A 26,966-nucleotide genomic window follows, 5' to 3' on the forward strand; every position below is an offset into this window, starting at 1 on the left:
GAGGTGCGGGATTCGTCTTCGTCCGCGGCCCGGCGGCCGCGCGTGCGACGCTCACCTATCGACGCCTCCCATCACGGGATCGATGGACGCCACCGCGACGATCACGTCGGCCACCTGGCCGCCCTCGCACATCGCCGCCATGGACTGCAGGTTGGTGAAGGACGGATCGCGGAAGTGGACGCGGTACGGGCGGGTGCCGCCGTCGCTGACGACGTGCACGCCCAGCTCGCCCTTGGGCGACTCGACCGCGGCGTAGACCTGGCCGGGTGGCACCCGGAAGCCCTCCGTGACCAGCTTGAAGTGGTGGATCAGGGCCTCCATGGAGGTGCCCATGATCTTCTTGATGTGGTCGAGGGAGTTGCCGAGGCCGTCGGGGCCGAGGGCCAGCTGCGCGGGCCAGGCGATCTTCTTGTCCGCGACCATGACCGGGCCGGGCGCCAGCCGGTCCAGGCACTGCTCGACGATCCGCAGGGACTGGTGCATCTCCTCGATGCGGATGAGGAAGCGCCCGTACGCGTCGCAGCTGTCGGCGGTCGGCACCTCGAAGTCGTAGGTGTCGTAGCCGCAGTACGGCTGGGACTTGCGCAGGTCGTGCGGGAGACCGGTGGCGCGCAGGATGGGGCCGGTCGCGCCGAGGGCCATGCAGCCGGCCAGGTCGAGGTGGCCGATGCCCTGGAGGCGGCCTTTGAAGATGGGGTTGCCGGTGGCGAGCTTGTCGTACTCCGGCAGGTTCTTGCGCATCTTCTTCACGAAGGCGCGCACCGCGTCGACGGCGCCGGGCGGCAGGTCCTGCGCGAGGCCGCCGGGGCGGACGTAGGCGTGGTTCATGCGCAGGCCGGTGATCAGCTCGTAGACGTCGAGGACGAGCTCGCGGTCCCGGAAGCCGTAGATCATGATCGTGGTGGCGCCGAGCTCCATGCCGCCGGTGGCGATGGCCACCAGATGCGAGGAGATTCGGTTCAGCTCCATCAGCAGGACGCGGATGACCGTGGCGCGGTCGGGGATCTGCTCCTCGATGCCCAGCAGCCTCTCCACGCCCAGGCAGTACGCCGTCTCGTTGAAGAACGGCGTCAGGTAGTCCATGCGCGTGACGAAGGTGGTGCCCTGCGTCCACGTCCGGTATTCGAGGTTCTTCTCGATGCCGGTGTGGAGGTAGCCGATGCCGCAGCGGGCCTCGGTGACGGTCTCGCCGTCGATCTCCAGGATCAGGCGGAGCACTCCGTGGGTGGACGGGTGCTGCGGGCCCATGTTGACGATGATGCGCTCGTCGTCGGCCTGTTTCGCGGCTGCCGCCACCTCGTCCCAGTCGCCGCCGGTGACGGTGTAGACGGTGCCTTCCGTGGTCTCGCGCGGGCTTGCCTGTGATGCGCTCATCAGCTGTACGACCTCCGCTCGTCCGGAGCCGGGATCCGGGCGCCCTTGTACTCGACGGGGATGCCGCCGAGGGGGTAGTCCTTGCGCTGCGGGAAGCCCTGCCAGTCGTCCGGCATCATGATCCGCGTGAGCGCGGGGTGGCCGTCGAAGACGAGGCCGAAGAAGTCGTAGGCCTCGCGCTCGTGCCAGTCGTTGGTGGGGTAGACGTCCACGATCGACGGCAGGTGCGGGTCACTGTCGGGGACGCTCACCTCCAGCCGGATCAGCCGGTTGTGGGTGATCGAGCGCAGGTGGTAGACCGCGTGCAGCTCGCGGCCCACGTCGTGAAGAGATGCAGTGCCGGGGAAGTGCACTCCGCTCACGCCCGTGCACAGCTCGAAGCGGAGCGCGGGGTCGTCGCGGAGGGTGCGGGCCACGCGCGGGAGGTGCTCGCGGGCGATGTGGAACGTGAGCTCGCCGCGGTCGACGACGGTCTTCTCGATGACGCTCTCCGGGAGGAGGCCCTGTTCCTCCAGGGCGCCCTCCAGCTCGTCCGCCACCTCGTCGAAGTACCCGCCGTAGGGGCGGGTGGCCTCGCCCGGCAGCCGGACGGTGCGCACCAGGCCGCCGTAGCCGGAGGTGTCGCCGCCGTTGCGGGCGCCGAACATGCCGCGCTGGACGCGGATGGCCTCGCCGTGCTCGCCCCGCTGGCCCGGGAGGTTCTGGGCGTTCAGGTCCTTGTCGGGGTTCACGCCGCCCGCGTTCGGCTCGCCCCCGCCGGCCGTGGGTCCGCTCATCGCAGCAGCCCCTTCATCTCGATCAGAGGCAGGGCCTTCAGGGCGGCGTCCTCCGCCTCGCGCTCGGCCTTCTCGCGGTGCGGCCCGAGCTTCTCGCCCTGGATCTTCTTGTGCAGCTTCAAGATCGCGTCCATCAGCATCTCGGGGCGCGGCGGGCAGCCGGGCAGATAGATGTCCACCGGCACGATGTGGTCGACGCCCTGGACGATCGCGTAGTTGTTGAACATGCCTCCGCTGGAGGCGCAGACACCCATGGAGATCACCCACTTGGGGTTGGGCATCTGGTCGTAGACCTGGCGCAGGACGGGGGCCATCTTCTGGCTGACCCGGCCGGCGACGATCATCAGATCGGCCTGGCGGGGCGAGCCGCGGAAGACCTCCATGCCGAAGCGGGCCAGGTCGTAGCGGCCGGCGCCGGTGGTCATCATCTCGATGGCGCAGCAGGCCAGGCCGAAGGTCGCCGGGAAGACGGACGACTTGCGGACCCAGCCGGCGGCCTGTTCGACGGTGGTCAGCGCGAAGCCGCTGGGCAGCTTCTCCTCGAGTCCCATGTGGTGCCCCCTAGTCCCATTCCAGGCCGCCGCGGCGCCAGACGTAGGCGTAGGCGACGAAGACGGTGAGCACGAAGAGCAGCATCTCCACGAGCCCGAACAGACCCAGGGCGTCGAAGGTGACGGCCCAGGGGTAGAGGAAGACGATCTCGATGTCGAAGACGATGAAGAGCATCGCCGTCAGGTAGTACTTGATCGGGAAGCGCCCGCCGCCCGCGGGCTGCGGGGTGGGCTCGATACCGCACTCGTAGGCCTCGAGCTTGGCGCGGTTGTACCTCTTGGGCCCGACGATCGAGGCCATGACCACGGAGAAGATCGCGAAGCCTGCCCCGAGGGCTCCCAGTACGAGGATGGGCGCGTAGGCGTTCACCGCTCCTCGCTCCTTCCAGTCGACGCTGACTGCCGGCTCAACCAACCCGGCCGGGCGGACCGCCCCTGCGGGCCACCGGAGATCACCGCGAAGATCACCGATATGTGAGGCAGTTCACAAGCCCGGGTCGATTGCATCCTATGCCCGTCGGTCTGTGATCTGCGACACGGGGTACACACCCGCGTTTGTGATCTCCACCACCTGACGAACGATCATCAAGTCGGATGAGCGGCGATCTTCATACATGAAGCACACAAGTGATCACCAGGGGTGACATTCGGACGCCCGAGGCCTGGTCGGAGGGGCTGCTCACTATCAAGGGGTGTGCCGCACACACAAATTGGTATGTGCCGCCGTCAACTGATATGGACCGGCCGCCCACTGACCCGGCGTCGCCCGCGGCGCGCCGCCGGCGCCTTCGTTCACGAGGACCCGTACGGGGGTGGCCGGGACGTGAGCTGCGCCACGCGACAGGAGGTTCGGGGGCCGGATTTCATGGGTAGCCTCGACACGTGAACCGTGATGGTGATATGACCATCGCCGATCATGACCGGTGGCCAAAACCCCATGCTGAGGCGGCCGATAGGGGTTCATGGGCGATCCGCCGCCGTGATGTTCCCGTGATCAAATGCCCGAATTCTGGGCGCGTGCACGTCAATTGTGACGCACGTCACCTTTATTGAACTCAACCTGCGCGGACTGATAGTCCGTTGTCCCATGTCCCCCAACGCGCACATAACCAGCCACCGGAAGCCCCGTCGTACGGCCACCCAGTCGTGGGTCGTCCGCACTGGTGTTGCCGGTGGCGTCCTCAGCACCCTGGCCGTGGCCGGCGCCGGTTCCGCCACCGCCGCCGAGAAGCCCGTCGAGGCGACCGTCGAGATGCCCGCGGTCAACGCGGCCCTGGCCACGTCCATCGCGCAGAGCGCGGCGGCCACCCAGCAGACGTCCTTCGACTTCCAGGACCGCGCGCAGCAGGACGAGGCGACCAGCAAGGTCGAGGCCGCCGCCAAGAAGGCCGCCGACGAGGCCGAGCGCAAGGCGGAGGCGGAGCGCAAGGCCGCCGCCGCCAAGGAGAAGCGCGAGAAGGAGGAGGCCGACCGCGCCTCCCGTGCCACCGAGCGCAAGAGCCTCAGCACCAAGTCCGCCGCCCAGACCTCCGAGGACGCGGCCACGGCCGCCTCGTCCTCCTCGAAGGGCGCCACCGGCTCCACCTCCACCCTGGTGTCCTTCCTGGAGGCCCAGCTCGGCAAGGCGTACGTGATGGGCTCCACCGGCCCGTCCTCCTACGACTGCTCCGGCCTGGTCCAGGCGGCCTACAACCAGATCGGCATCAGCCTGCCGCGCGTCTCGCAGGACCAGTCGACGGCCGGCACCCAGGTCTCGCTGAGCAACCTGCAGGTCGGCGACATCCTGTACTGGGGCTCCGCGGGCAGCGCGTACCACGTGGCCGTGTACGTCGGCGGCGGCAAGTTCATCGGCGCGCAGAACCCGAGCACGGGCATCGTCGAGCGCAACATGAACTACGACCCGCCCACCGGCGCGGTCCGCGTCCTGTAACCCAGGGCTCCGCAGACGTACGAAGGGCCGCCGTCCCACCGCTCGGGACGGCGGCCCTTCGGCATGCCCGCCGGCGGCCGTGTCCCCCGCACGGCCCGCGGCGCGGCTGCCGGCCGGACGCCCTGCGACCCCCGTCGCCCACAGGACGCGACCCCGGCCTCCCCCGTACCGGAACGGGAGCTCCGAGCCGCTGGAGAAGCGCCCGTCCCGGTATGTGAAGTCTGCAAGCACCGTCACCGGCGGGACAAAGCCCTTCGGCGGGGGCCGAATCCGGACGCGCGCGGGGTCCTGAGCGAATCCGCGCGAAGCTCTGCGCGGAGGTTCCCCGCGCAGGTGCCCCCGCGCTACCGTCGGTCGTCGTGCTCCGCATCCACTTCGGCCCGGACGACCTCGGCAGGGTGCGCCTCACGCCCGGCCCGGACCCCCTGGCGGAGGCGGCGCTGAGCCTGCCCGTACTGCAGAACCGCTGGATGGGCGGGATCGCCCTCGACGGCTGGCGGCACCGCACCCAGCGCGGCCTGAGCCCCCTCATGCGGCCCCTGCTGGAGCTCGCCCCGGCGGGCATGGGCGAGTACCTCCCGGAGGCGTTCCTGCACGCCGAGGACGGCGCCACCACGCTCGGGGAGAGCCTGGAGTCCGTGTGGGCCCTGCCGCAGAAGGTCTGGACGGCCGAGCTGGAGTGCGCGCTGGACCACCGCCCCGTGCCGCAGTGGTTCGGCGACCTGCACACCGCCGACCGGCCGGCCGCCCGCACCGTCGACCAGGCCTTCCGCTCGTACTACGACACGGCCCTCGCGCCCTACTGGTCGCAGGTGACCGCCTGCGTGCAGGCCGACCGCACGCGCCGCATCCGCACCGCCGCGGAGCAGGGCGTCGAGCACCTCCTGGCCACCCTGCACCCCACGGTGCACTGGGAGTCGCCCGTGCTGCACGTGCCCTGCATGCACAACGAGGGCTTCCACCGGGACTTCCACGACGTGCACCTGGCGGGCCGGGGCCTGACCCTCACGCCCTCGTTCTTCTGGCCGCACCCCACGGCGCGGGCCCACAGCGCGGACGACGAGGCGCCCATCGACCTCTGCTATCCCGTCGCCCTCGACCTCACCGCCTACCAGACGGTGCTCACCGGCCCCGCCGGGCGCGGCACCGGCGACCTCGTGCGGCTGACCGCACTGCTCGGGCGCACCCGCGCCCGCGTGCTGGACGCGGTCGCGGACGGCGGCAGCACCGCGCAGCTCGCCCGCCGCGCCGGGATCTCCCCGGCCTCGGCGAGCGAGCACGCGACCGTCCTGCGGGAGGCGGGCCTCCTCACCACGCGCCGCACGGGGCCGTCCGTGCGGCACACGCTGACGCCGCTGGGGCTGGCGCTGCTGAACGGAGTGACGTAGTTATCCCCAGGGGCCCTGCCCCTGGTGTCCCGGGTGCCCCGTTCCTGGAAGTCACCCGAAGGACGGACCGTTCCTCCGCCGGAAGGTACGCCACCCGGCGATCCGCCGTAAGCGCCACAGCGCACGGATGCGCCGCGGGTCGGCGGGCGACGCGAGCACGCCCACGCAGTCGGCGAGTTCGTGCACCGGACGCTGGATGGGCAGCGCGAGGTAGACGCTCGTGGCTCGTCGGCGGCCGTCCCACATGCGGGAAACGCCGGTGTAGAGCGCCATCCGACGGATGATCTCCAGCCGGGGCGCGGCGGCGAGGTCCCTCGGCGTCAAGTGGTACAGGTTGCGCGAAGGGCCGTCGCTGTCCTCGATCACGAAGGCCACGTACGTACGGTGCAGGCGGACAGTCACGGTGACCGTCGGGTGCCCGGGGGTCTCGGCGAGGACGTAGGCGATGGCGTCGGATACACAGACGCGCGCGTCCTCGATCACTGCGGGGTGAGCGCGCAGGATCGCTTGCAAAGCGTCGCGTGCGACCCGGATCGCCGTTTCGGTGGCCGGCACGGCGATGCGGTAGAGCTCACCCTGGTCGTCCGTTGTGGTGCGGGGACTGCTGAGCATGGCTGTACGCATGGGGCGTCTCCCATCGGTTGTAGCCGCGCACCTCACGCCGTCCGTGGCTCGGCCGCCCCCCGGAGTGCCCGTCAACAGGCATGCAGGCGGCTGCACTTCGGGTCTTCCCGACGCGCTGCGCGGTGCTGTCAGGACCATAGGGCCCACCTGTGGGACGGCGCAACAGTGGTACGCCGGGCCCAAGAGTTGGGAGCGTGGCACAGTAGGCGGCACACTCGGACCGACGAGGGAGAGGGAGGGGCGATGCCGCCGAGGAGTTACCCAACCGCGCGGCAGCGGCGACTTGGGGCTGAGCTGCGCAAGCTGCGCGAAAAGGCGGGCATGTCCGGCAGCAAGGTCGCCGCTTTTCTGGGCGGTGAGCGTGCGCAGGTGAGCCACATCGAATCCGGCCGATACGGCATCAGCGCGGAGAGAGTCCGACGTTTGGCTGCCTACTACTCCGCAGCAGACAAACACCTCATTGACGCACTCGCAGCCATGGCGGATGAGCGCAGTAAGGGTTGGTGGGAGGAGTACCGGGGGATACTGTCGCCGGGATTCCTTTACCTGTCTGAGCTTGAGCACCACGCAACGTACCTGCGGGACGTGCAGATGCTGCACATCCCGGGAATCTTCCAGACCGCCGAGTACGCGCGCGAGGTGATGTCGAATAGCATCTCTTCAATGCCCGCTCTGCCTGCAGCCGAGCTTAACGCCAGGGTTGCGCATCGACTGAGGCGTCGAGAAATCTTCGACAGGCCGGCGCCGCCGAAGTTTGAGGCGTTCATCCACGAGGCTGCACTGCGCATGCGCTACTGCGAGCCTGAGACCATGCGGGAACAGCTGGACTTCCTGAGCGACATGTCGGATTTCCCGACCGCCACGGTTCGCGTGATCCCGTTCGAGAAGCGGATCACCAGCTCGGTTCATTCACTGCTGTACACAGGCGGGCCGATTCCACAGCTCGACACGGTGCAGATCGATAGCGCGTTTGCTGCCGGGTTCCTGGACGCAGAGGCTCAGCTGTCACGCTACCGAGCCCTGTTGAATTCCGTGGCGGATATAGCGCTCGACCCCGACGAATCGAGCAAGTTCATCCGACGCATCACAAAGGAACTGTGAGCGAAGAATTATGACCGGCGAACTCATATGGCAGAAGTCCTCATTCTCTGGTGGGGATAATAACCAATCCTGCGTCGAAGTCGCGCACGCTTCCCACTTGATCGCGATCAGGGAAAGCGACATCCCGAACGACATCATCATGACGACCGCGGCACACCTCCGCTCGCTGATCAGAGGCGTCAAGTCAGGTCGCCTCGATGACCTGATCTAGCGATCAGCCACGGCGCACGCCCCCCATCGATGCAGGTGGGGGGCTTTTGGCATATGCGGGCCCAACGTAGGGACTTGAACCTCAAGGGTCGGACTCCTGCCCCACCCTTGCACCCGGCGAGATGGCAGCGCTACGTTCTGCCCTGCACCACCGCGCCGGGCGAATGACAGGCGAGACCGCGTCCGGCGGACGATGTAACTCCCGTACTACACCGGAGCGTTCGGGAGTTCCCCCCACGCGAGGAGCGCACAGACCTCATGGCACAGGGATTCGGGCAGATCTCGACACGGCGACTCGTTGGACTGGCGCTGGTCACCAATGCAACGGGGCAGCTGCTCATGGTGAATCGCCCCACCGGAGCGCTCGAACTGCCCGGTGGCGAAGCGATCCTGGAAGAGCCCGCAGTGCGGTCGGCCGCTTACCATCTGCGCCGCCTCGGCCTGGCCAAGCAGCCCGGCCCCATTCTGGCCGTCGACCACATGGAAGCGCTCCCCCTCGGCGTCGCCGGAGACACTCTGACCGTGGTCTTTCACTGCGGCACACTGACCCCCGCCGAGGTCAGCTCTCTCAACGACGTCACGCTGCCCGACGACGTGAAGTCCTGCGCGTTCGTAGACCCGACGTACTTTCATCCGGGCATTGCCCGCTACCACCGGAGATGTCTCGAGGCTGCCGTCTCCAGCCTCAACTGCGGCACCGGCACGCCCTACCTCCGTAACGGACTCCGGATCAACGCGCAGCTTCCCGTACTGACCTGATCTTCTCCGCACCGGGCGGTCGCGGGGGACCGCCTGGAGGCACGTCCCACCACACCCAGCCGAGCCATCAGGGCGGGCCATCAGCCGCAGGAGGCACATCAATGCCCTCCGTCATGCAGGCACCATCTCCCACCGTCTCCGTTGTCCAGTCGGTCGAGTGCGAGCTCACCGAGGTCTGCAACTTGCGTTGCGGTCACTACTGCACCCTCTCCGGCCCCACCATGTCGCACGGCTCGATGACCCTCGCCGACTGGCAGCGCGTCGTCGACGACATCGACGCCCTCGGCATCCCGACCGTGCAGTTCATCGGCGGTGAGCCGACGCGATCCCCCCACCTGCCCACCCTGATCAAGTACGCCCTCGACCGCCGCCTCGCCGTCGAGGTGTACTCGAACCTCACCCACATCCGACCCGGCCTTTGGAAGCTGTTCACCCGCAAGGGCGTCCACCTGGCCACGTCGTACTACAGCGACAATCCGGCCGAGCACGACAAGATCACAGAGTCCCCCGGAAGCCACGCGCGCACCCGCGCCAACATCGTCAAGGCACTCGAACTCGGCATCCCGCTACGGGCCGGCCTGGTCGAAATCCTCGACGGCCAACGTGTCCAGCAGGCCGAGGCCGAACTGCGCGCCCTCGGCGTGAAGCACACCCGCATCGACCACGTCCGCAAAGTCGGCCGCGCCGCGACCCCGGACACGCCCACACCGGCCATGAGCGAGCTGTGCGGCCGGTGCTTCCGCCAACGCGCCGCGATCTCGCCCGACGGGTACGTGTACGGCTGCATCCTGTCGCGCCACCTTGTCGCCGGCAACGTGAAGTCCGGCGGACTCGCGAAGGTGCTCACCGGCCCTGAGTGGGCAGAGATCACTGAAAGTGTGCCCATCCGGCGCAACGCCTGCACCCCGGACGACAGCGGCGATTGCGACCCCGCCAACACCGAGGCATGCCTGCCGGGTTTCCCCGGTGGCGACGACGACGGCGACGGCTCATAGGAGACGGACCGAATGAACTGGGAACCACGCGCCGCGGCACTCGCCGAGCGCGTCACCCACCGCTCATCACGGTGGCGCGCTCCTGTGGCGCGGACGCCCCGGCATCAGCTCGCACCACGGTGGTGGGAGCGCAGCCCCGACGGCTGGACGCTTCGAGACGGGCCCTCGGATGAGGCGCGATGGCTCGACGCCGCATACAGCGACAAGACCATCGTGACCCGGGTGAGCGGGCTGCACGCCGACCGCGCCGCCACTGACGACCGCCCGGCCGGCCTGCCGACGTCGTCCTCGACCCTGCCGAGCCTGAACGTCAGCATGCTTCAGCACGCCAGGCTCGGCGACGGCGACACCCTCGGGCACATCGGCACCGGCCCCGGCTACGCCGACGCCCTCGCCTGTCACCGCCTCGGGGACAGACAGGTCACCACCGTGGACGTCGACCCGTACCTCGCCGAAGCCGCGCGCGCACGCCTCGATGAGATGGGGCTGCACCCCACCGTCGTGAGCATGGACGCAACCGGCTGTCTGCCCGACATGTTCGACCGGATCGTCGCTACGGTCGCCGTCCGGCCGATCCCCGCGAGCTGGCTCGCCGCGCTGAACCCCGGCGGCCGGCTGGTGACCACGATCGCCGGAACATCACTCCTGATCACCGCTGAAAAAAACGACGAGGGCGGGGCGACAGGGCGCGTCGAGTGGGACCGGGCCGGCTTCATGCACACCCGCCACGGCGCCGACTATCCGCCACGCCTCGCCGCCCTGCTCGCCACTGCCCGCGAGCATGACGGCGACGCGATCGGCACCGGTCGTTACCCGGTCGTTCATGTGACCGAAGCATGGGATCTGGCGTCGATGCTGGACATCATGGTCCCCGGCATCGAGCACGAATACAGTGAGGACGACGAACAGCGCGTCGCCGTCATGGCGCATGCCGACGGGTCATGGGCACGAGCGACCGCTCGCACCGACGAGCCCCCCAGGGTCCATCAGGGCGGCCCGCGCCGTCTGTGGGACGCCCTCGACGACATCCGTACGTACTGGCTCACCAACGGCGAACTGCCCGTGCGCGGAGCCAGGGTCTACGTCAAGCCCGACGGCTCGACGTACCTCGCCCGGGGGAAGTGGCGCGCCAAGCTGTAGTGCGCCGGGCCCCGAGGCCCCGGGCACCCGCTGCGGAGCGGACGACCGGGGCCTACTGTCGCTTCAATCGTCACGCCTTCGGCGCGACCCGGCTCAGCCCGTTGATGATGCGGTCCATCGCGTCGCCGCCCGTGGGGTCCGTGAGGTTCGCCAGCATCTTCAGGGTGAACTTCATCAGCAGCGGGTGCGTCAGGCCGTGCTGGGCGCCGATCTTCATGACCTTCGGGTTGCCGATGAGCTTCACGAACGCCCTGCCGAGCGTGTAGTAGCCGCCGTAGGTGTCCTTGAGGACCTTCGGGTAGCGCTGCAGGGCCAGCTCGCGCTGCGCGTACGAGGCGCGCGCGTGCGCCTGCACGATGACGTCCGCGGCGATCTGCCCGGACTCCATGGCGTACGCGATGCCCTCGCCGTTGAACGGGTTCACGAGCCCGCCCGCGTCGCCGACCAGCAGCAGGCCGCGCGTGTAGTGCGGCTGGCGGTTGAAGGCCATGGGGAGGGCGGCGCCGCGGATCGGGCCGGTCATGTTCTCCGGGGTGTAGCCCCAGTCCTCGGGCATCGAGGCGCACCAGGCCTTGAGGACCTCGCGCCAGTCCAGCTCCTTGAAGGACTCGGAGGTGTTGAGGACGCCGAGGCCGACGTTGCTCGTGCCGTCGCCCATGCCGAAGATCCAGCCGTAGCCGGGCAGCAGCCGGTCCTTCGGGCCGCGCCGGTCCCACAGCTCCAGCCAGGACTCCAGGTAGTCGTCCTCGTGGCGCGGGGAGGTGAAGTACGTCCGCACGGCGACGCCCATCGGGCGGTCCTCGCGGCGGTGCAGGCCCATGCCCAGCGACAGCCGGGAGGAGTTGCCGTCCGCGGCGACGACGAGCGGGGCGCGGAAGGTGACCGGGGTCTTCTCCTCGCCGAGCTTCGCCTCGACGCCCACGATGCGGCCCGTGCGGTCGTCGATGACGGGGGCGCCCACGTTGCAGCGCTCGTACATCCGGGCGCCGGCCTTCACCGCGTTGCGGGCCAGCTGCTCGTCGAAGTCGTCGCGCTTGCGGACCAGTCCGTAGTCCGGGAAGGACGCGAGGTCCGGCCAGTCGAGCTGCAGCCGGACGCCGCCGCCGATGATGCGCAGGCCCTTGTTGCGCAGCCAGCCCGCCTCCTCGGAGATGTCGATGCCCATCGACACGAGCTGCTTGGTGGCGCGCGGGGTCAGGCCGTCGCCGCACACCTTCTCGCGCGGGAACGCCGTCTTCTCCAGCAGGAGGACGTCCAGTCCGGCCTTGGCGAGGTAGTACGCGGTGGTCGACCCGGCCGGGCCGGCCCCGACGACGATCACATCCGCGGAGTGTTCGGTATCGGTCACGGTCGGCTCTCCCGGTTCGGCTGAGGACTGGTCACCCGAGTCTATGAGCCGCCCGCCCGGCCCCGGGCAGGGGCTGCTCCTCCTCGCCGGCCCCGGCGGAGCGTCAGCCGGATGCCCGCGGACCGGCCTGCCAGGAGCCGAGCGCGGTGTCGAAGGGCTTGCGCGTGGCGTCCCCTTCGTCCCGGCCGGCGAACATGACGGCGTACTCGGTGCCCGAGCCGTCCACGTACGCCTGGTTGTAGGCGTGCATGGTGCGGCCGGTGGACTTCTCGGTCCAGGTCCACTCCCACAGGGCGCCCGGCCGGCCCTGGAAGGTGTTCCGCGTCATCGACACCCGCCGGTAGCCGTTCTGCCCCTCCCCGCCCTTCTCCAGCTCCTGGAAGTGGTCGTACGGCGACTGCTTCGCGTCGCGCACGATGCCGATCCGCAGGTGCTCGGGGCCCGTGCTGCCCGTGTAGTCGACCTGGCCGCTCCCCTTGTCCTCCCGGCGCCATCCCTTGGGCACCGCGAGCGCGAACCCCTCCGGGGCGGTCACCTTCTCGTAGCCGCCGGGAACGGGCTCACCGGACTCCGGGCCGGACGCCGACGGGGAGGCGGATATGGACTCGGACGGCGACGGGGAGGCGGAGGCCGACGCGGACGCGGACGGAGACCCGGACGGAGACGCGGACGCGGAGGGCGACGGGCTGACCGGGCCGCTCGGCGCCACCGGGGGCGCGGCCTGTGCGGCGGGCGTCTCGTCGTCGATGCCGAGCGTGTGCTGCTTGTCGTCCTTCTTGCCCTGCGTCAGCAGCACGCCGCCCACCACGGCCCCGCCGAGCACGCAGACCGCCAGCCCGACCCCGACCCACTTGAGCACGCCGGGGCGGCGGGGGGCGGCGGGGAAGCCGTAGGCCGCGAACTGCCCGGGGGCGGCCCCCGTATACGTCCGCGGCCGCCCGCACTTCATGCAGAAGTGCGCATCCTCCCGGACGAACGGGGTACCGCAGTGAGAACAGACGGTCATGAGGCGCTCCGGGTCTCGGGACGGTCGTACGGAGGGCGGGGGACCTTGATCGTATCGACCGTTGACGCCCTGCCCATGACAAACCGTCCGACGCCGGGGCTCACGCCCCCGGCTTGGTCCCCCGGTGCAGGGCCACGACGCCGCCGGTCAGGTTGCGCCACGCAACCTTCGACCAGCCCGCCTCCTGCAGCAGCCCGGCGAGCGCCGGCTGGTCCGGCCAGGCGCGGATCGACTCGGCGAGGTACACGTACGCGTCGGGGCTGCTGCTGACGGCCCGCGCGACGGGCGGCAGGGCGCGCATCAGGTACTCGGTGTAGACCGTGCGGAACGGCGCCCAGGTGGGCGTCGAGAACTCGCAGATCACCACGCGGCCGCCGGGGCGGGTGACCCGCAGCATCTCGCGCAGCGCCGCGCCGGTGTCCTGCACGTTGCGCAGTCCGAAGGAGATCGTGACGGCGTCGAACACGCCGTCCGCGAAGGGCAGGCGCGTCGCGTCGCCGGCGGTCAGCGGCATCCAGGGGTTGCGCTTCTTGCCCTCGCGCAGCATGCCGACGGAGAAGTCGCAGGGGACGACGTACGCCCCGTCGACGACGAACGGCAGCGACGAGGTGCCCGTGCCGGCCGCGAGGTCCAGCACCTTCTCCCCCGGGCGGGCGTCGACGGCCCGGGCGACGGCCTTGCGCCACTGACGGGCCTGGCCGACCGACAGCACGTCGTTGGTGAGGTCGTATTTGGCCGCCACGTCGTCGAACATCGCGGCGACTTCGTGCGGCTGCTTGTCCAGGGATGCTCGGGTCACGCCCCCATTGTTCACCCCCGGGGCGGGAGGGGACGCAGAGGGTTGGGACGCGGAGGGTTTGGACGCGAGGGTTGGGACGCGCAGGGTTTGGACGGGGACGGCGCGCCCGGGAAGGACCGGCCGTCCCGCGGTGCCGACTGCGCTCGTCCCGGGAGCCCCCGCTCCCCGGGACCGCCGGACCCCCCGCCCGGCGTCGCGCGCCCTTGCGGCCCGGCGTACGGAACCGTTGCCCGGGCCCTCCACAGTGACACCGCGGGACGCCCGTAGCGGCCGTCCCCGCGTCACTCATCCTGCCCCGCGGAACGGACCGGGGCCCTCCGCATTGACGGCCCTCTGACGTGCGGGAACGCCCTCCATACGGCTCGTTGACGCCCGTGCGCGGGCCCGGCCGGCGACATGCCCGCGGGCATCCGCTCAGCGGCGCCGGTACACCAGCCGGCCGCCGAGCACCGTCGCGACGCACGTTCCTGCGCCCGCCTTCAGCAGGGCGGCCTCGTCCGGTACGTCGAAGACGGCGAAGTCGGCGCGCCCGCCGGCCGTCAGCGGCTCCGCGAAGGCAACCGCCGGATCGGAGACGCCCCGCAAGGGGTCAAGGCCGGGCTCGTCCACCGGAACCCCCGGCATCCACGCCACCGAGACGAACCTCAGCCCCGAGCGGGCGAGGGCGGTGGCCGTCACGGGGTCGTCGAAGCAGCTGCCCGCCACGGCCGTGGTGCCGTGCCGGAGCATCTGCTGGATCCCCCGGCGCACGCTGCCCGCCCGCCGGGCCTCGCTCATCTCCAGGGCCGCCAGGCGCTCGCCCGTCAGCGGCTGCTCGCCCAGCTCCTCGTACTCCCGGGGATCGGGGTGGTAGCACCGCTCCAGCAGCCATTTCGCGTACCACTGCCGCAGCCCCGGCGTCAGCACCCCCGGCCAGCGCCGCACGCGCGCCTGCGGGAAGGCCGCGGCCACGTCCTCGTACGGGCCGGTCGCCGCGACCGTGTCACCGTCCACGACCACGGCGCCGCCGGGCACGGGAGCCGCGCCCGGGGCGGCGGTCAGCAGCAGGCCGGCCGCGTGCAGCGTCAGCACGGCGGCGTCAGCCCGCGTCGATGAGCTTCAGCTCGGGATGCGCCGTGCCGCCCTCGATCGCCGTCGACGACAGGTGCGAGACGACGCGGTCGTCGACCGGGTCGTTCGCCGGATCGTCGTGCACGACCAGGTGCTCGTACGTCGTGGCGCGCTGCGCCGGGACCCGGCCCGCCTTGCGGATCAGGTCGATGAGCTCCATGCGGTTGGAGCGGTGCTTGGCGCCGGCGGAGGAGACGACGTTCTCCTCCAGCATCACCGAGCCCAGGTCGTCCGCGCCGTAGTGCAGCGACAGCTGGCCCGCCTCCTTGCCGACGGTCAGCCAGGAGCCCTGGATGTGGGCGACGTTGTCGAGGAAGAGCCGGGCGACGGCGATCATCCGCAGGTACTCGAAGACGGTCGCCTGCGTACGGCCCTTCAGCACGTTGTTCTGCGGCTGGTAGGTGTACGGGATGAAGGCGCGGAAGCCGCCCGTACGGTCCTGCACGTCACGGATCATGCGCAGGTGCTCGATGCGCTCGGCGTTCGTCTCGCCGGTGCCCATGAGCATGGTGGAGGTCGACTCGACCCCCAGGGTGTGCGCCAGCTCCATGATCTCCAGCCAGCGCTCGCCCGACTCCTTCAGCGGCGCGATGGCCTTGCGCGGCCGGGCCGGCAGGAGTTCGGCGCCGGCGCCCGCGAAGGAGTCCAGGCCGGCGGCGTGGATGCGGCGGATCGCCTCCTCGGCGCTCACGCCGGAGATCCGCGACATGTGCTCCACCTCGGACGCGCCGAGGGAGTGGATCACCAGCTGCGGGAACTCCTTCTTGATGGCCGAGAAGTGCTCCTCGTAGTACTCCACGCCGTAGTCCGGGTGGTGGCCGCCCTGGAACATGATCTGCGTGCCGCCGAGCTCCACGGTCTCCGCGCAGCGGCGCAGGATGTCGTCGAGGGGGCGCGTCCAGACCTTGTCGCTCTTCGGCGGGGCGTAGAAGGCGCAGAACTTGCACGCCGTGACGCACGAGTTCGTGTAGTTGATGTTGCGCTCGATGATGTACGTCGCGATGTGCTCGATGCCCGCGTAGCGGCGACGCCGGGCGGCGTCCGCGGCGGCGCCCAGGGCGTGGAGCGGAGCGTGCCGGTAGAGGTCGAGCGCCTCCTCCGGAGTGATGCGGCCACCGGCGGCGGCACGGTCGAGGACCGCGGTCACATCCATGGGCGTGAGTTCGGCCTTCTCGCTCACCGGGGCGTCCCTTCGGAGGGGGTTTGACACGACCGTCAGCCTACGCCAGCCCTCAGTCTCCCCGGCGGGTGAGGGTCGCGTGCGGCTTGCCGCCCTTGGTGTCCTCGGAGGCGTACGCGAGCTTGCCGTCCGGGGCCGGGGAGAACGTGATCCGCGCGGTCTCGCCGGTGCAGCCGAGCGACGGCTCCCCGTCGGTGGCCTCCTCCAGGGTGAGCCGGGTGGGGTTGGCGGTGAGGAGCTTGCCCTTGCTGTGGCACTCCAGGACGTTGAGGGCGGAGTAGGTGGTGCGGACGACGTACGTGCCGGGGGCGCCGTCCTTGATGACCGCGGTCATGGTGCCGTTGGGGGTGCCGTCGTTCTGGACGATCTGTCCTGTCCACGTGCCGAGGAATTTTCCGGGGACCGTCCCCGTCTCCGTCTTCGAGGCGCCCTCGCCGCCCTTGCCGCCCTTGCCGCCCTCGCCGGGCAGGAGGGTCAGCACGACAGTGGTGACGGCGACTGCGGCCAGGAGGGCGGTGGCGGCCAGGACTTTCGCCCTCAAACGCCGGGCGGGCTGGGACGTTGCCTGGACGGGCTGAGAGGTTGCCTGGACGGGCTGAGATGTGGCCCCAGCGGGCCGGGATGTTGCCCGAGCGGGCCGGGTTTCCGCCTGGGCAGGCCCGGAATCCGCCCGGGCAGGCCCGGATTCCGCCGGAGGGCACCCGTCCTTCGCGAGGCTCACGTCCGCGCGGTCCGCGGCACCGGGCACCCCGGCACCCGTCGTCACGGCGTCCTGCGGGCCCGGCCCGCGGTCCGGAGCGAGGCCCTGGGCAAGGCCCTGCCCAGGGCCCGGAGCGGCGGCCGCCGCGGGCTCCACGGGCCCCGCCGGAGGCGGCCCCGCCCGGTCCGCGACCGTCGGCGCGCCCGTCTCCAGGTCCAGCAGCTCCACCGCGCGTCTGCTCACGCGCTCCACCAGCACGCGCGGCAGCCAGCCCGCCCCGACGAGGGCGTCCGCGCCGTCCGGGGCCAGGGCGGCGGCGATCTCCCGCGGGGCGGGCCGCGCCGCCGGGTCCTTGGCCAGGCAGGACTCCACCAGGGAGCGCGGGTCGCCCGCCAGGGCGGGCCCGAGGGCGGGCGCCTCGTGGACGACCTTGTAGAGCAGGACCGCCGCGCTGTCGCCGGGGAACGGCGGCTCGCCCGTCGCCGCGTAGGCGAGCACCGCCCCGAGGGAGAAGACGTCCGCGGCGCCCGTCACCGCATGCCCGAGGATCTGTTCCGGGGCCATGTAACCGGGCGAGCCGACGGAGACGCCGGTCGCGGTCAGTGACGCCGTGCCCTCCGTGGCCCGGGCGATGCCGAAGTCGATCAGCCGGGGCCCGTCGAGGGCGAGCAGCACGTTGGACGGCTTGACGTCGCGGTGGACGAGGCCGAGCGCGTGGACGGCCGCGAGGGCCTGCGCGAGCCCCGCTCCGAGGGCCCGTACGGTCCGCTCCGGCTGGGGGCCGGTGGCGAGGACGGCCTCGGTGAGGGACGGGCCGGCCACGTAGCCCGTGGCGACCCAGGGCACGGGGGCGTCCGGGTCGGCGTCCAGGACCGGCGCGGTCCACGCCCCGCCCACGCGGCGGGCCGCCGCCACCTCGCGTCGAAAACGCGCGCGAAATTGGTCATCCAGGGCAAAATGGGGATGCACCACCTTGACGGCCACCGTACGACCGCCGGCGCTGCGCCCCAGGTACACCCTTCCCATACCGCCCGCGCCCAGCCGCCCGAGCAGCCGGTACACGCCGATGACCTGCGGATCTTCCGCCTGCAAGGGCTCCATCGGGCCTTTCGCCTCCCCCGGCGGGGGCCTGCGGACCCCGATATCGGCCTATGACTCATTTCACGGGGTGCCTCAGGAACCCCCCAGGGCGGTTTCCCCATCCACCTGGACGGAACAAACCGTCATGTCCTTCGGGGCAGCAGCAACGTCCGGAGCGGCGCGATGACGTACCAGCAACCAGGGACCTGCCAGTCCTGCGGCCACCCCTGCGGCCACGGCCGCGGATCCCGTGGCAAAAAATGGACGATCATCGTGGCGTCCATAGCCGTGGTGGGCCTCATAGCCGCCGGCGTCCTGAACTACTTCAAGATCGGCCCGTTCTCGGACAAGGGCAAGCCGGTCAGCTTCGGCCAGGAGCAGCCGGGCAACGGCGGCGGCCAGGCCGGCGGCTCGTCCGGCGCGCAGAAGGCGGACTCCAAGGTCCTGATGCCGACCGGCCCGGCGGCCGAGTTCAAGAACACCAGCACCCTCTCCGACGGCACCCAGGTGGCCGTGACCACCCTGGACGGCAAGAAGTCCGGCTTCAAGGGCAAGGTGTGGGTCTGGGCGCCCAAGGCGTACAAGGACCCGAAGTTCAAGGACCACGGCTTCCCGGTCCTGATCGCGCTCCCGGGCGGCCCCGGATTCCCGAACAACTACTGGATGGACGACGGGGGCCTGCACCTCGAGTCGTCCGTCACCAAGTGGTACAACGAGGGCAAGGGCAAGCCGTTCATCCTGGCGATGCCGGTCCTCAACCCGCAGCCGGACACCGGCGGCCTCTACTGGGACGGCAGTGACATCCCGGGCCAGCCGAAGATGGGCACCTGGCTGACCGAGGACGTCCCGGACCTGATCAAGGCCAACTTCCGCACGGTGAAGTCGCGCGACGGCTGGGCGTTCATGGGCTCCTCCTCCGGCGCCTTCGCGGGCCTGAAGGCCGTCCTGAAGCACCCGGACAAGTTCAAGGCCGTGATCGCGTCCGGCCCGGACATCGTCCCGGACTCGCGGCTGTGGAACGGCCACGAGAAGGAGAAGGCCGAGAACAACCCCGAGGTGCTGGCCAAGCAGCTGATCGCCGCGAACAAGCCCGGGACCGACGTCTACCTCGCGTTCCAGTACGGGACGAAGGAGTCCAGCGTCATCCCGCACGTGGACAAGTTCATCGCCACCTACGGCAACAAGGGCCCCGTCCACACCCGCCTGCAGAAGATCGAGGGCGGCAAGCACAACGCCGTGACCTACATCCAGGGCATGGACATGGGCAGCATGCAGTGGATCAGCGAGCAGATGGTCGGCCCCGTCGCCCCGTAAGCCCGCTGCGGTTCGTTCCAGCCCGGAGCCCTGACCCCCTCCCCGGGGGTCAGGGCTCCAGCAGTTCCACCCGCACGTCGGCCGGGAAGCCCGTCGTGGGGCCCGTGCGGCGGGCGAACTCGGTCACGCCCGCGAGCTGCTCCGGCCCGAAGCGGAAGTCCAGCGTCGTGAAGTAGCGCTCCAGCAGCCCGGCGTCGAAGGTCTCCCAGCGCGCCGCCTGCTCGGCCACCTTCGTGACCTCCTCCAGGGACACGTCCCGGGAGGCGAGGAACGCCTCGTGGACCTTGGCGACGATCTCCGGCTCGCGCGCCAGGTAGTCCTTGCGCACGGCCCACACCGCGAAGACGAACGGCAGGCCCGTCCAGTCCTTCCACATCTGCCCGAGGTCGTGAACCTGCAGGCCCAGCCGCGGGGCGTCGTGCAGGGAGGCCCGCAGCGCGGCGTCGCCGATCAGCACGGCGGCGTCCGCCTCGCGCATCATCAGGCCCAGGTCCGGCGGGCAGGTGTAGTAGTCCGGGCGTACGCCGTACTGGTCCGCCAGCAGGAGCTGCGCCAGGCGCACGGACGTACGGGAGGTGGACCCCAGCGCGACGCGGGCGCCGTCCAGCTCGCCCAGCGGCACCTGCGAGACGATCACGCAGGACATCACCGGGCCGTCGCAGCCCACGGCGATGTCCTTGAGGGCGACCAGGTCGTCCGCGTTGCGCAGGAACTCGACGAGGGTGACCGGGGCGATGTCCAGCTCGCCCTCGATCAGCTGCCGGCTGAGCTTCTCCGGGGTGTCCTTGGTCAGGTCCAGGTCCAGCAGGCTGCCCGTGCGGGCGAGGCCCCAGTAGAGCGGCAGGCAGTTCAGGAACTGGATGTGCCCCACGCGCGGACGGCTGCGCTGACGGGTACCTGCGGGAGAGCCGGCATCGGGGTCGGTCGTTACGGCCGAGGCTGAAATGTCCACATCGGGAGGCTAGTCCCGGGCCGCCGGGCCGGTGGGGCCGGGGTGTGCTCCGGCCGGGTGCCCGACCGGGGATCTTTTCCGTCAGGAACACCGGGAAAACCATCCGACAGCGTGATCTTCAACTCCTTCCGCGGGAGAACCTCGCGTGCTAGGCTCGCCGCAAGTTGCAGTTTGGTTTCCCTTGCAGTACAGAGCCTGCGGAGCATGTGACCCGCAGGCTTTTGTAGTTTTCAGACTTCTCGCAGGTTCTGGAGCAGGGCAACCCTTTGGGCCCAAGGAGGGCTTTATGGCTACCGGAACCGTGAAGTGGTTCAACGCTGAAAAGGGCTTTGGCTTCATCGCCCAGGACGGCGGGGGCCCCGACGTCTTCGTTCACTACTCCGCGATCAACGCCTCTGGCTTCCGCTCCCTCGAGGAGAACCAGCAGGTCAACTTCGACGTCACGCAGGGCCCGAAGGGCCCGCAGGCGGAGAACGTCACCCCGGTCTGATCTTCGGATCCCTCCGGTGTGACGCCTTGACCGATCGCGGTCGACGCGCTGTACCCAAGGAGCCCGGCCTTCCGCTTCGGCGGAGGAGCCGGGCTCCTGCCTTTTCCCGATCGTTCATGAACTCTTAGCGACTTCTTATCGATCAGTTTCTTTCGTTTTCTTTCGCTCGGGCGGGGATTCCGATCGCCGCGCGGGCGATCACGGAGGTACGGGCGTTTCGGAGTTTCGTCCGAGGGTTTCGCGACGAGACATGAGTGACCGGACACAACTGAACAGTCAGGAGAGCCGCATGCACTTGCGCACGCACCTGCGTTGGCAGCTCCGTACGAAGCAGCTCCGTACAAAAACGTGGGCCGCCGTCGGCACGCTCGCCGTCTCCCTCGGCCTCGCGGGCACCGCGGGCGCCACCGGGCCCGCACCCGCCCCGGGCGAGATCGTCACCTCCGCCCCCACCTCCTTCCACCCCCTGCCGGGCCAGCCCACCCGCACCAAGGCGTGGCACATCACCTACCGCTCCACCACCGCCCGGGGCGCCCCGGACGTCGTCTCCGGCACCGTGATCGTCCCCCAGGACGGCAGAACCGGGCCGCGCCCGCTCGTCACCTACGCCGTCGGCACCGTGGGCCTGGCCGACCAGTGCGCCCCCTCGGCCGGCTTCCCGCGCGGGACGACCGTGGAGGGCAACCTCATCCAGCTGCTCACCCTGCGCGGCTGGGCCGTGGCCGTCACCGACTACGAGGGCCTCGGGACGCCCGGCACCCACACGTACACCGTCGGCCGGTCCGAGGGCCACGCCGTCCTCGACGCCGCCCGCGCCGCGCAACGGCTGCCCGGCACGGGACTGTCCGTGGACGGCCCCGTCGGCATCATGGGCTACTCGCAGGGCGGCCAGGCCGCCGGCTGGGCGGCCGAGCTGCACGACACGTACGCGCCCGAGCTGAACGTCAAGGGGACGGCGGCCGGCGGCGTCCCCGCCGACCTCATCAAGGCCGCCGAGTTCAACGACGGCCGCATCGGCGCGGGCCTGGTCCTCATGGCCGCGATCGGGCAGGACGCCGCCTTCCCCGAGCTGGACCTCGCCTCGTACCTCAACGGCAAGGGCCGGGCCAGGACCGCCTACTTCACCCAGCACTGCGTGGCGGCCGACACCGCCGCGGGCCTGTTCAACCGGATCTCCGACGTGACCGTCCGCAACCCGCTGCAGCAGCCGGACTGGCAGCGCGTCCTGCGCTCCTCCGACCTCGGCACGCACGTCCCCGACCGTCCCGTGCACCTCTACCACGGGACGCAGGACGAGCTCGTCCCCTACGACAGCGCCGCGCTGCTGCGCGCCGGCTGGTGCGCGAAGGGCGCCGTGGTGGACTGGAAACCCCTGCCGCAGGGCGGGCACGGCTCCAGCCTGCTGGCCGAATCGGTGCCGGCGGCGAACTGGCTGGCGGACCGGTTCGCCGGCAAACCGGCGGCGGGCAACTGCTGATGCCCCTCCCGTGATGCCCCTCCGGCGGATCGAGGCGTCCGGGCCCGTACCGGCGGCCTCGGATTCCACCGGCCCCCGCCGGCGTGGTGATCCGCCGTTGCGGCGGCAGGTGTTCCCAAGGCGGAGCCCTCCGTGCGAGCGCTGAGCCGCCCTCGGTCAGCGCTCGTACAGCCGCTCCACCTCGTCCGCGAAGTCCCGGGCGATCACCGCCCGTTTGAGCTTCAGGGACGGCGTGAGGTGGCCGGCGTCCTCCGTGAAGTCGGCGGTCAGGACGGCGAAGCGGCGTATCGACTCCGCCCGCGAGACCGACGCGTTCGCGTCGTCCACCGCCGTCTGCAGCTCCGCGAGCAACTCCCCGTCCCGCACCAGCTCCTCCGGCGCCAGCCCCTCCTTGCGGTGCATGCGCGCCCAGTGGGCGATCCCGTCGGGCTCCAGGGTCAGCAAGGCCGTGATGTACGGGCGGTCGTCGCCGACGACCATGCACTGGCCGACGAGCGGGTGCGCGCGCAGCCGGTCCTCCAGGGGCGCGGGGGCGACGTTCTTGCCGGCGGAGGTGACGAGCAGCTCCTTCTTGCGGCCGGTGATGGTGAGGTAGCCGTCCTCGTCGAGCGCGCCCAGGTCGCCGGTGGGGAACCACTCCCCCGGCGCCGCGGGCACCGCCTCCCCGCGCTCGCCGTCCCAGTAGCCGGCGAAGACGTGCCCGCCGCGCAGCAGCACCTCGCCGTCCTCCGCGATCCGCACGGCGCCGCCCGGCAGCGGCCAGCCGACGGTGCCGAGGCGGGGGCGGTGCGGCGGGGTGAGGGTCGCGGCGGCCGTGGTCTCGGTGAGGCCGTAGCCCTCGAAGACGTCGATGCCCGCGCCCACGCAGAAGGCCGCGAGGCGCTCGCCGAGCGGGGAGCCGCCGCTGATCACGTAGCGGACCCCGCCGCCGAGGGCGGCCCGGATCCGGCGGTAGACCAGCGGGTCGTACAGCGCCCGGGCGATCCGCAGGCCGGGCCCGGGCCCGGGGCCGCTGCCGTGCCGGCGGGCAAGCTCCGCCTCGCCGTAGCGGCGGGCGGTCCGGGCGGCGCGGTCGAAGGAGTCGGCGCGGCCCAGCTTCTCGGCGCTCGCGCGGCCGGTGTTGTAGACCTTCTCCAGCACGTAGGGGATAACCAGCAGGAACGTGGGCCGGAAGCCGGCGAGGTCCGCCAGCAGGTCCTCGGTGCGCAGGGACGGGGCGTGGCCCATGCGGACGCGGGCGCGCATGCAGCCGACGGCGACGGTCCGGCCGAAGACGTGCGAGAGCGGCAGGAAGAGGAGAGTGGCGGCGGGCTCCTTGCTGACCGCCTTGAAGACGGGGTGCAGCAGCTCGGTGGAGTTGTCGGCCTCGGCGAAGAAGTTGGCGTGGGTGAGGACGCAGCCCTTGGGGCGGCCGGTGGTGCCCGAGGTGTAGATGAGGGTGGCGACATCGCCGGGGCCACGGGCGGCGCGGGCCTCGGTGACGGCGTCGTCGGGCAGGCCGCGCCCTGCCGCGACCAGGCGGGGGACGGCGCCGGCGTCGAACTCCCACAGGTGGGCGAGGCCCGGGAGCGCGGCGCGCTCCCCCTCGACCAGGCGCGTCTGGTCCGGGTCCTCGACGGCGCAGGCGGCGGCGCCGGAGTCCTGCAGGATCCAGCGGACCTGGGAGGCGGAGGAGGTGGGGTAGACGGGGACGGTGACCAGCCCGGCGGCCCAGGCGGCGAAGTCCAGCAGCGTCCACTCGTAGCGGGTGCGGGCCATGATGGCGAGCCGGTCGCCGGGCCGCAGCCCGTGGGCGATCAGGCCCTTGGCGGTGGCGAGCACCTCGGCCGCGAAGGTGGCGGCGCTGACGTCGCGCCAGGTGCCGTCGGGCTGCTTGCGGCTGAGGACGGGGTCGGCGGGGGCCTCGGCGGCGTTGTCGAAGGGCAGGTCGCCGAGCGAGCCCCGCGCCACGGGCGGGACGAGCGGGGGGAGGGACGCTTCGCGGACGACGCCGTCGACGAAGGTGACGCGGGGTGGGGCTGCGGTGCGCGGAATGGACACGTGCGGCTCCCTACGGGGGCTACCAGTCGGTAAGTGGCGGCAATCTACGCCTCGGGAGCCACACGCTCCAGACCGCCGCCGGTCCGGCCCGGCCGGTATCGGCCGTGCCGGGCGTGGTCCGGCACGGCCGGGCCACTGCGCCGTGGCGTTCCGCCGCCGCGGCGGAAAGGAACTGCCGCGGCAGCGAGGGGTCCCCCTGCGCCGGGCTCGCGGCCCGGCTCGGCACCGCCGGACGGCTGCGTCGTGGCATCCCGCCGCCGCGGCGGAAAGGGCGGCCCGCGGCAGCGGCTTACCCGCGAGGCTCGCAGCACGGCCGAGGCTCGCCCGTTGCCGCGAATGAACTCCCGCCGCAGCGGCGATGTACCGCGACGGCGGGAGTCCGGCGGCATTGCCGCATGCCTCCAGGCGCCGCCCCCGCTACGGCGCCCGCGGCGTCACGCGCCCACGGGGGCCCAGCGCCGCCCGTGCGTCAGGTTCTCCAGCCCGGTCCACGCGAAGTTCATCAGCGTCGCCGCCGTCTCCCGCTCACAAGCGGCGGCGCCGTCGCGTTCGTTGGACCAGCCGGCGAGCGACTCGGCCGCGCCCACCAGGGCGTGGGCGAGGCCGGCGACCTCGGTCTCGGGCAGCGGCGCGGTGCAGCCGCTGTCCGCGGCCGTCTCGGTGATCAGCTGGGTGACCACGTCGACGAGCTGCTGCCGCAGGGCGGCCACTTCCAGGGCGAACGGTTCGCCGTGGGTGCGCGCCTGGCAGTGCAGGACGGCCCAGCCGTCGGGGTGCGCGGCCGTGTGGGCGAAGAACCCGCGCAGCCCGTTCCACAGCCGCCGGTCGGCGGGCGCCCCCGGGTCCACGGCGGCCCGCACGGCCGCGATGAGCGCCGCGGCCTCGCGCCGGATGCAGGCGCTGAAGAGGTCTTCCTTCGAGTTCAGGTAGAGATAGACCAAGGGCTTCGACGCCCCGGCGAGCTCGGCTATCTCGTCCATCGACGCGGCCCGGTACCCGCGCCGGGCGAAGACGGCCACGGCGGCGTCGAGCATCTGGCGCTCGCGCACCTCCCGCGGCATGCGCTTGGGCCTGGTCTGTGCAGCAGCAGTCACGACAAACATCCCTCCGCCCCCGTCGTCACGTTACCGGCAGGTAATGTTACGGGGCGGAGGGATGCGGGGTAGGGCCGTTCGGGCCTTCCCTACGGACGGGTCAGTCAAGATCCCGTCAGCAGCGACCCTCGCACGCCGTCCGTCAGGCCGCCACGGGCTGCGGCGCGGCCTCCACGCGGGGCTCGTCCTCCAGGCGGGAGCCGTCGGCCGTCGCGTACGCCTCGCGGTCCAGGATCCCCTCGCGGGAGGCCACCAGGATCGGGACGACCGACTGGCCGGCGACATTGGTCGCCGTACGCATCATGTCGACGATCGGGTCTATCGCCAGGAGCAGACCCACACCCGCCATCGGCAGGCCCAGCGTCGACAGCGTCAGGGTCAGCATCACCGTCGCGCCGGTCAGGCCGGCGGTCGCGGCCGAGCCGATCACCGAGACGAAGGCGATCAGGATGTAGTCCTTGACCTCCAGCGGCACGTCGAAGACCTGCGCGACGAAGATCGCGGCGATGGCCGGGTAGATCGAGGCGCAGCCGTCCATCTTGGTCGTCGAGCCGAACGGCACGGCGAAGGACGCGTACTCCCTGGGCACGCCCAGGCGCTCGGTGACCTTCTGCGTCAGCGGCATCGTGCCCACGGAGGAGCGGGAGACGAAGGCCAGCTGGATGGCGGGCCAGGCGCCCCGGAAGAACTGCAGCGGGTTGACCTTGCCGACGCCGGCCAGCAGCAGCGGGTAGACCACGAAGAGGACGAGGGCGCAGCCGACGTAGATGTCCGCGGTGAACGTCGCGTACTTGCTGAGCAGGTTCCAGCCGTACGTGGAGATGGCCGTGCCGACGAGGCCCAGCGTGCCCAGCGGGGCGAGCTTGATGACCCACCACAGGGCCTTCTGCAGCAGCTCCAGCACGGAGTGGCTGAGGGTGAGGACCGGCTTCGCCTTCTCGCCGGTCTTCAGGATCGCGATGCCCACGACCACGGCCATGAAGACGATCTGCAAGACCTTGAGCTGGGTGAAGGGCGTGACGATGTCGGTCGGGATGATGCCGGTGAGGAAGTCCAGCCAGGAGCCGTGCTTCTTGGGCTCGGCGCCGTCGGCGGCGGTCAGGCCGGTGCCCGCGCCCGGGTCGGTGAGCAGGCCGATGCCCAGGCCGATCACGACCGCGATCAGCGACGTGATCATGAACCACATCAGGGTGCGGGTGGCCAGCCGGGCGGCGTTGGAGACGTTCCGCAGATTGGTGATCGAGACGAGGATCGCGAAGAACACCAGCGGCGCGATGACCAGCATCAGCAGCTGGACGAAGAGGTCGCCGATCTTGCCCAGCGTGGTGGACAGCCAGGAGATGTCACCGCTCTTGGCGGCCCAGCCGAGCAGGGCGCCGACGACGAGACCGAGCAGGATCTGGGCCCAGAACGGGACCTTGGGTATGCGCCCGCGGATGGACGCCGTGGGGGACGGGGGTGTCGATGACAACGGAAACTCCGGTTACAGACGGAAGAAAAAGGGCGTGAGGCGCCGGGGAAATCCGTT

25 protein-coding genes are annotated in these 26,966 nt (G+C 70.9%); 10 read left to right on the forward strand and 15 right to left on the reverse strand.

Going from position 1 to position 26,966, the window contains the following annotated elements; all coding sequences use genetic code 11:
• Positions 1-51 precede the first annotated feature (51 nt).
• The 4 genes from IF61_RS0123430 to IF61_RS0123445 are packed head-to-tail and all read right to left on the reverse strand — an operon-like array spanning position 52 to position 3,071.
• The gene (locus IF61_RS0123430) at positions 52-1,374 is read right to left on the reverse strand and encodes an NADH-quinone oxidoreductase subunit D (protein ID WP_030368481.1); all 1,323 of its coding nucleotides are present in this window, start codon (positions 1,372-1,374) and stop codon (positions 52-54) included.
• Positions 1,374-2,150 carry an NADH-quinone oxidoreductase subunit C gene (locus tag IF61_RS0123435; protein ID WP_030368482.1) on the reverse strand — a complete coding sequence of 259 codons (777 nt, stop codon included), beginning with the start codon at positions 2,148-2,150 and terminating at the stop codon, positions 1,374-1,376. Before IF61_RS0123435 ends, IF61_RS0123430 begins: the two co-directional genes overlap by 1 nt.
• On the reverse strand, positions 2,147-2,701 hold the full coding sequence (locus tag IF61_RS0123440) for a NuoB/complex I 20 kDa subunit family protein (protein ID WP_030368483.1): 555 nt from the start codon (positions 2,699-2,701) through the stop codon (positions 2,147-2,149). The genes IF61_RS0123435 and IF61_RS0123440 overlap by 4 nt, the downstream gene beginning before the upstream one ends.
• 10 nt (positions 2,702-2,711) lie before the next feature.
• A complete protein-coding gene (locus IF61_RS0123445; protein ID WP_030368484.1) occupies positions 2,712-3,071 on the reverse strand; it encodes an NADH-quinone oxidoreductase subunit A in 360 nt (119 codons plus the stop codon).
• Positions 3,072-3,788: 717 nt separating this feature from the next.
• Between IF61_RS0123445 and IF61_RS0123450 the strand changes: the two genes are divergently transcribed.
• Together IF61_RS0123450 and IF61_RS0123455 are read left to right on the forward strand one after the other, a co-directional pair.
• Entirely contained in the window at positions 3,789-4,631 is an 843-nt protein-coding gene (locus tag IF61_RS0123450; protein ID WP_030368485.1) for a C40 family peptidase, read from the forward strand.
• A 359-nt stretch (positions 4,632-4,990) separates the two neighbouring features.
• A complete protein-coding gene (locus tag IF61_RS0123455) occupies positions 4,991-6,019 on the forward strand; it encodes a winged helix-turn-helix domain-containing protein (RefSeq protein WP_030368486.1) in 1,029 nt (342 codons plus the stop codon).
• Between the two features lie 51 nt (positions 6,020-6,070).
• Here IF61_RS0123455 and IF61_RS0123460 read toward each other — a convergent pair whose 3' ends face one another.
• Complete coding sequence (locus IF61_RS0123460) at positions 6,071-6,643, reverse strand: hypothetical protein (protein WP_030368487.1); 573 nt, start codon at positions 6,641-6,643, stop codon at positions 6,071-6,073.
• Positions 6,644-6,886: 243 nt separating this feature from the next.
• On the opposite strand from IF61_RS0123460, the gene IF61_RS0123465 reads away from it, so the two are divergent.
• The 5 genes from IF61_RS0123465 (at position 6,887) to IF61_RS0123485 (ending at position 10,848) form a co-directional block, all read left to right on the forward strand.
• Entirely contained in the window at positions 6,887-7,744 is an 858-nt protein-coding gene (locus IF61_RS0123465; RefSeq protein WP_030368488.1) for a helix-turn-helix domain-containing protein, read from the forward strand.
• A gap of 10 nt (positions 7,745-7,754) precedes the next feature.
• On the forward strand, positions 7,755-7,955 hold the full coding sequence (locus IF61_RS0123470; RefSeq protein WP_030368489.1) for a DUF397 domain-containing protein: 201 nt from the start codon (positions 7,755-7,757) through the stop codon (positions 7,953-7,955).
• Positions 7,956-8,212: 257 nt separating this feature from the next.
• The gene (locus IF61_RS0123475) at positions 8,213-8,713 is read left to right on the forward strand and encodes an NUDIX hydrolase (RefSeq protein ID WP_157848652.1); all 501 of its coding nucleotides are present in this window, start codon (positions 8,213-8,215) and stop codon (positions 8,711-8,713) included.
• Between the two features lie 101 nt (positions 8,714-8,814).
• A complete protein-coding gene (locus IF61_RS0123480) occupies positions 8,815-9,708 on the forward strand; it encodes a radical SAM/SPASM domain-containing protein (protein WP_030368491.1) in 894 nt (297 codons plus the stop codon).
• 12 nt (positions 9,709-9,720) lie between these two features.
• Positions 9,721-10,848 (forward strand): methyltransferase domain-containing protein, encoded by a 1,128-nt coding sequence (locus IF61_RS0123485; protein WP_030368492.1) that lies wholly within the window; start codon positions 9,721-9,723, stop codon positions 10,846-10,848.
• Positions 10,849-10,918: 70 nt separating this feature from the next.
• On the opposite strand, the gene IF61_RS0123490 is transcribed toward IF61_RS0123485, so the two are convergent.
• The 6 genes from IF61_RS0123490 to IF61_RS0123515 all read right to left on the reverse strand — a co-directional run bounded on the left by IF61_RS0123490 (position 10,919) and on the right by IF61_RS0123515 (position 18,092).
• Complete coding sequence (locus IF61_RS0123490; protein ID WP_030368493.1) at positions 10,919-12,196, reverse strand: geranylgeranyl reductase family protein; 1,278 nt, start codon at positions 12,194-12,196, stop codon at positions 10,919-10,921.
• 103 nt (positions 12,197-12,299) lie between these two features.
• The gene (locus IF61_RS35970) at positions 12,300-13,202 is read right to left on the reverse strand and encodes a zinc ribbon domain-containing protein (RefSeq protein WP_157848653.1); all 903 of its coding nucleotides are present in this window, start codon (positions 13,200-13,202) and stop codon (positions 12,300-12,302) included.
• A gap of 100 nt (positions 13,203-13,302) precedes the next feature.
• Positions 13,303-14,001: a demethylmenaquinone methyltransferase gene (locus IF61_RS0123500; protein ID WP_030368495.1), complete on the reverse strand. Its 699-nt coding sequence runs from the start codon at positions 13,999-14,001 to the stop codon at positions 13,303-13,305.
• Positions 14,002-14,415: 414 nt separating this feature from the next.
• A complete protein-coding gene (locus IF61_RS0123505) occupies positions 14,416-15,072 on the reverse strand; it encodes an amidohydrolase family protein (RefSeq protein ID WP_030368496.1) in 657 nt (218 codons plus the stop codon).
• A 7-nt stretch (positions 15,073-15,079) separates the two neighbouring features.
• The gene (gene mqnC, locus IF61_RS0123510) at positions 15,080-16,264 is read right to left on the reverse strand and encodes a cyclic dehypoxanthinyl futalosine synthase (RefSeq protein ID WP_169748841.1); all 1,185 of its coding nucleotides are present in this window, start codon (positions 16,262-16,264) and stop codon (positions 15,080-15,082) included.
• A gap of 79 nt (positions 16,265-16,343) precedes the next feature.
• Positions 16,344-18,092 (reverse strand): serine/threonine-protein kinase, encoded by a 1,749-nt coding sequence (locus IF61_RS0123515; protein ID WP_030368498.1) that lies wholly within the window; start codon positions 18,090-18,092, stop codon positions 16,344-16,346.
• A gap of 261 nt (positions 18,093-18,353) precedes the next feature.
• Here IF61_RS0123515 and IF61_RS0123520 point away from each other — a divergent pair, with 261 nt between their 5' ends.
• Entirely contained in the window at positions 18,354-19,385 is a 1,032-nt protein-coding gene (locus tag IF61_RS0123520; RefSeq protein ID WP_397945829.1) for an alpha/beta hydrolase, read from the forward strand.
• Positions 19,386-19,434: 49 nt separating this feature from the next.
• Here IF61_RS0123520 and IF61_RS0123525 read toward each other — a convergent pair whose 3' ends face one another.
• Positions 19,435-20,331, reverse strand: coding sequence for a menaquinone biosynthetic enzyme MqnA/MqnD family protein (locus tag IF61_RS0123525; protein WP_052392959.1), 897 nt, complete (start codon positions 20,329-20,331; stop codon positions 19,435-19,437).
• Positions 20,332-20,623: 292 nt separating this feature from the next.
• On the opposite strand from IF61_RS0123525, the gene IF61_RS0123530 reads away from it, so the two are divergent.
• Positions 20,624-20,827 carry a cold-shock protein gene (locus tag IF61_RS0123530; RefSeq protein ID WP_003984261.1) on the forward strand — a complete coding sequence of 68 codons (204 nt, stop codon included), beginning with the start codon at positions 20,624-20,626 and terminating at the stop codon, positions 20,825-20,827.
• Between the two features lie 289 nt (positions 20,828-21,116).
• A complete protein-coding gene (locus IF61_RS0123535) occupies positions 21,117-22,304 on the forward strand; it encodes a lipase family protein (protein ID WP_030368501.1) in 1,188 nt (395 codons plus the stop codon).
• 156 nt (positions 22,305-22,460) lie between these two features.
• Here IF61_RS0123535 and IF61_RS0123540 read toward each other — a convergent pair whose 3' ends face one another.
• From IF61_RS0123540 to IF61_RS0123550, 3 genes are all read right to left on the reverse strand, one after another.
• Positions 22,461-24,344 (reverse strand): AMP-dependent synthetase/ligase, encoded by a 1,884-nt coding sequence (locus IF61_RS0123540; protein ID WP_030368502.1) that lies wholly within the window; start codon positions 24,342-24,344, stop codon positions 22,461-22,463.
• Between the two features lie 434 nt (positions 24,345-24,778).
• Positions 24,779-25,447: a TetR/AcrR family transcriptional regulator gene (locus IF61_RS0123545; RefSeq protein WP_397945760.1), complete on the reverse strand. Its 669-nt coding sequence runs from the start codon at positions 25,445-25,447 to the stop codon at positions 24,779-24,781.
• A gap of 133 nt (positions 25,448-25,580) precedes the next feature.
• Positions 25,581-26,909 carry a dicarboxylate/amino acid:cation symporter gene (locus tag IF61_RS0123550; protein WP_030368504.1) on the reverse strand — a complete coding sequence of 443 codons (1,329 nt, stop codon included), beginning with the start codon at positions 26,907-26,909 and terminating at the stop codon, positions 25,581-25,583.
• Positions 26,910-26,966: the final 57 nt, after the last annotated feature.

The organism is Streptomyces roseoverticillatus (genome assembly GCF_000719265.1).
GTDB classification, from domain to species: domain Bacteria; phylum Actinomycetota; class Actinomycetes; order Streptomycetales; family Streptomycetaceae; genus Streptomyces; species Streptomyces roseoverticillatus.

Excerpts from the sequence above, each read along its gene's own strand:
- IF61_RS35970 (WP_157848653.1), bottom strand. The coding sequence starts at position 13,202 with ATGACCGTCTGTTCTCACTGCGGTACCCCGTTCGTCCGGGAGGATGCG.
- IF61_RS0123515 (WP_030368498.1), bottom strand. The coding sequence starts at position 18,092 with ATGGAGCCCTTGCAGGCGGAAGATCCGCAGGTCATCGGCGTGTACCGG.
- IF61_RS0123435 (WP_030368482.1), bottom strand. The coding sequence starts at position 2,150 with ATGAGCGGACCCACGGCCGGCGGGGGCGAGCCGAACGCGGGCGGCGTG.
- IF61_RS0123545 (WP_397945760.1), bottom strand. The coding sequence starts at position 25,447 with ATGTTTGTCGTGACTGCTGCTGCACAGACCAGGCCCAAGCGCATGCCG.
- IF61_RS0123485 (WP_030368492.1), top strand. The coding sequence starts at position 9,721 with ATGAACTGGGAACCACGCGCCGCGGCACTCGCCGAGCGCGTCACCCAC.
- IF61_RS0123535 (WP_030368501.1), top strand. The coding sequence starts at position 21,117 with ATGCACTTGCGCACGCACCTGCGTTGGCAGCTCCGTACGAAGCAGCTC.
- mqnC (WP_169748841.1), bottom strand. The coding sequence starts at position 16,264 with ATGGATGTGACCGCGGTCCTCGACCGTGCCGCCGCCGGTGGCCGCATC.
- IF61_RS0123480 (WP_030368491.1), top strand. The coding sequence starts at position 8,815 with ATGCCCTCCGTCATGCAGGCACCATCTCCCACCGTCTCCGTTGTCCAG.
- IF61_RS0123460 (WP_030368487.1), bottom strand. The coding sequence starts at position 6,643 with ATGCGTACAGCCATGCTCAGCAGTCCCCGCACCACAACGGACGACCAG.
- IF61_RS0123470 (WP_030368489.1), top strand. The coding sequence starts at position 7,755 with ATGACCGGCGAACTCATATGGCAGAAGTCCTCATTCTCTGGTGGGGAT.
- IF61_RS0123475 (WP_157848652.1), top strand. The coding sequence starts at position 8,213 with ATGGCACAGGGATTCGGGCAGATCTCGACACGGCGACTCGTTGGACTG.
- IF61_RS0123465 (WP_030368488.1), top strand. The coding sequence starts at position 6,887 with ATGCCGCCGAGGAGTTACCCAACCGCGCGGCAGCGGCGACTTGGGGCT.
- IF61_RS0123440 (WP_030368483.1), bottom strand. The coding sequence starts at position 2,701 with ATGGGACTCGAGGAGAAGCTGCCCAGCGGCTTCGCGCTGACCACCGTC.
- IF61_RS0123430 (WP_030368481.1), bottom strand. The coding sequence starts at position 1,374 with ATGAGCGCATCACAGGCAAGCCCGCGCGAGACCACGGAAGGCACCGTC.
- IF61_RS0123450 (WP_030368485.1), top strand. The coding sequence starts at position 3,789 with ATGTCCCCCAACGCGCACATAACCAGCCACCGGAAGCCCCGTCGTACG.
- IF61_RS0123530 (WP_003984261.1), top strand. The coding sequence starts at position 20,624 with ATGGCTACCGGAACCGTGAAGTGGTTCAACGCTGAAAAGGGCTTTGGC.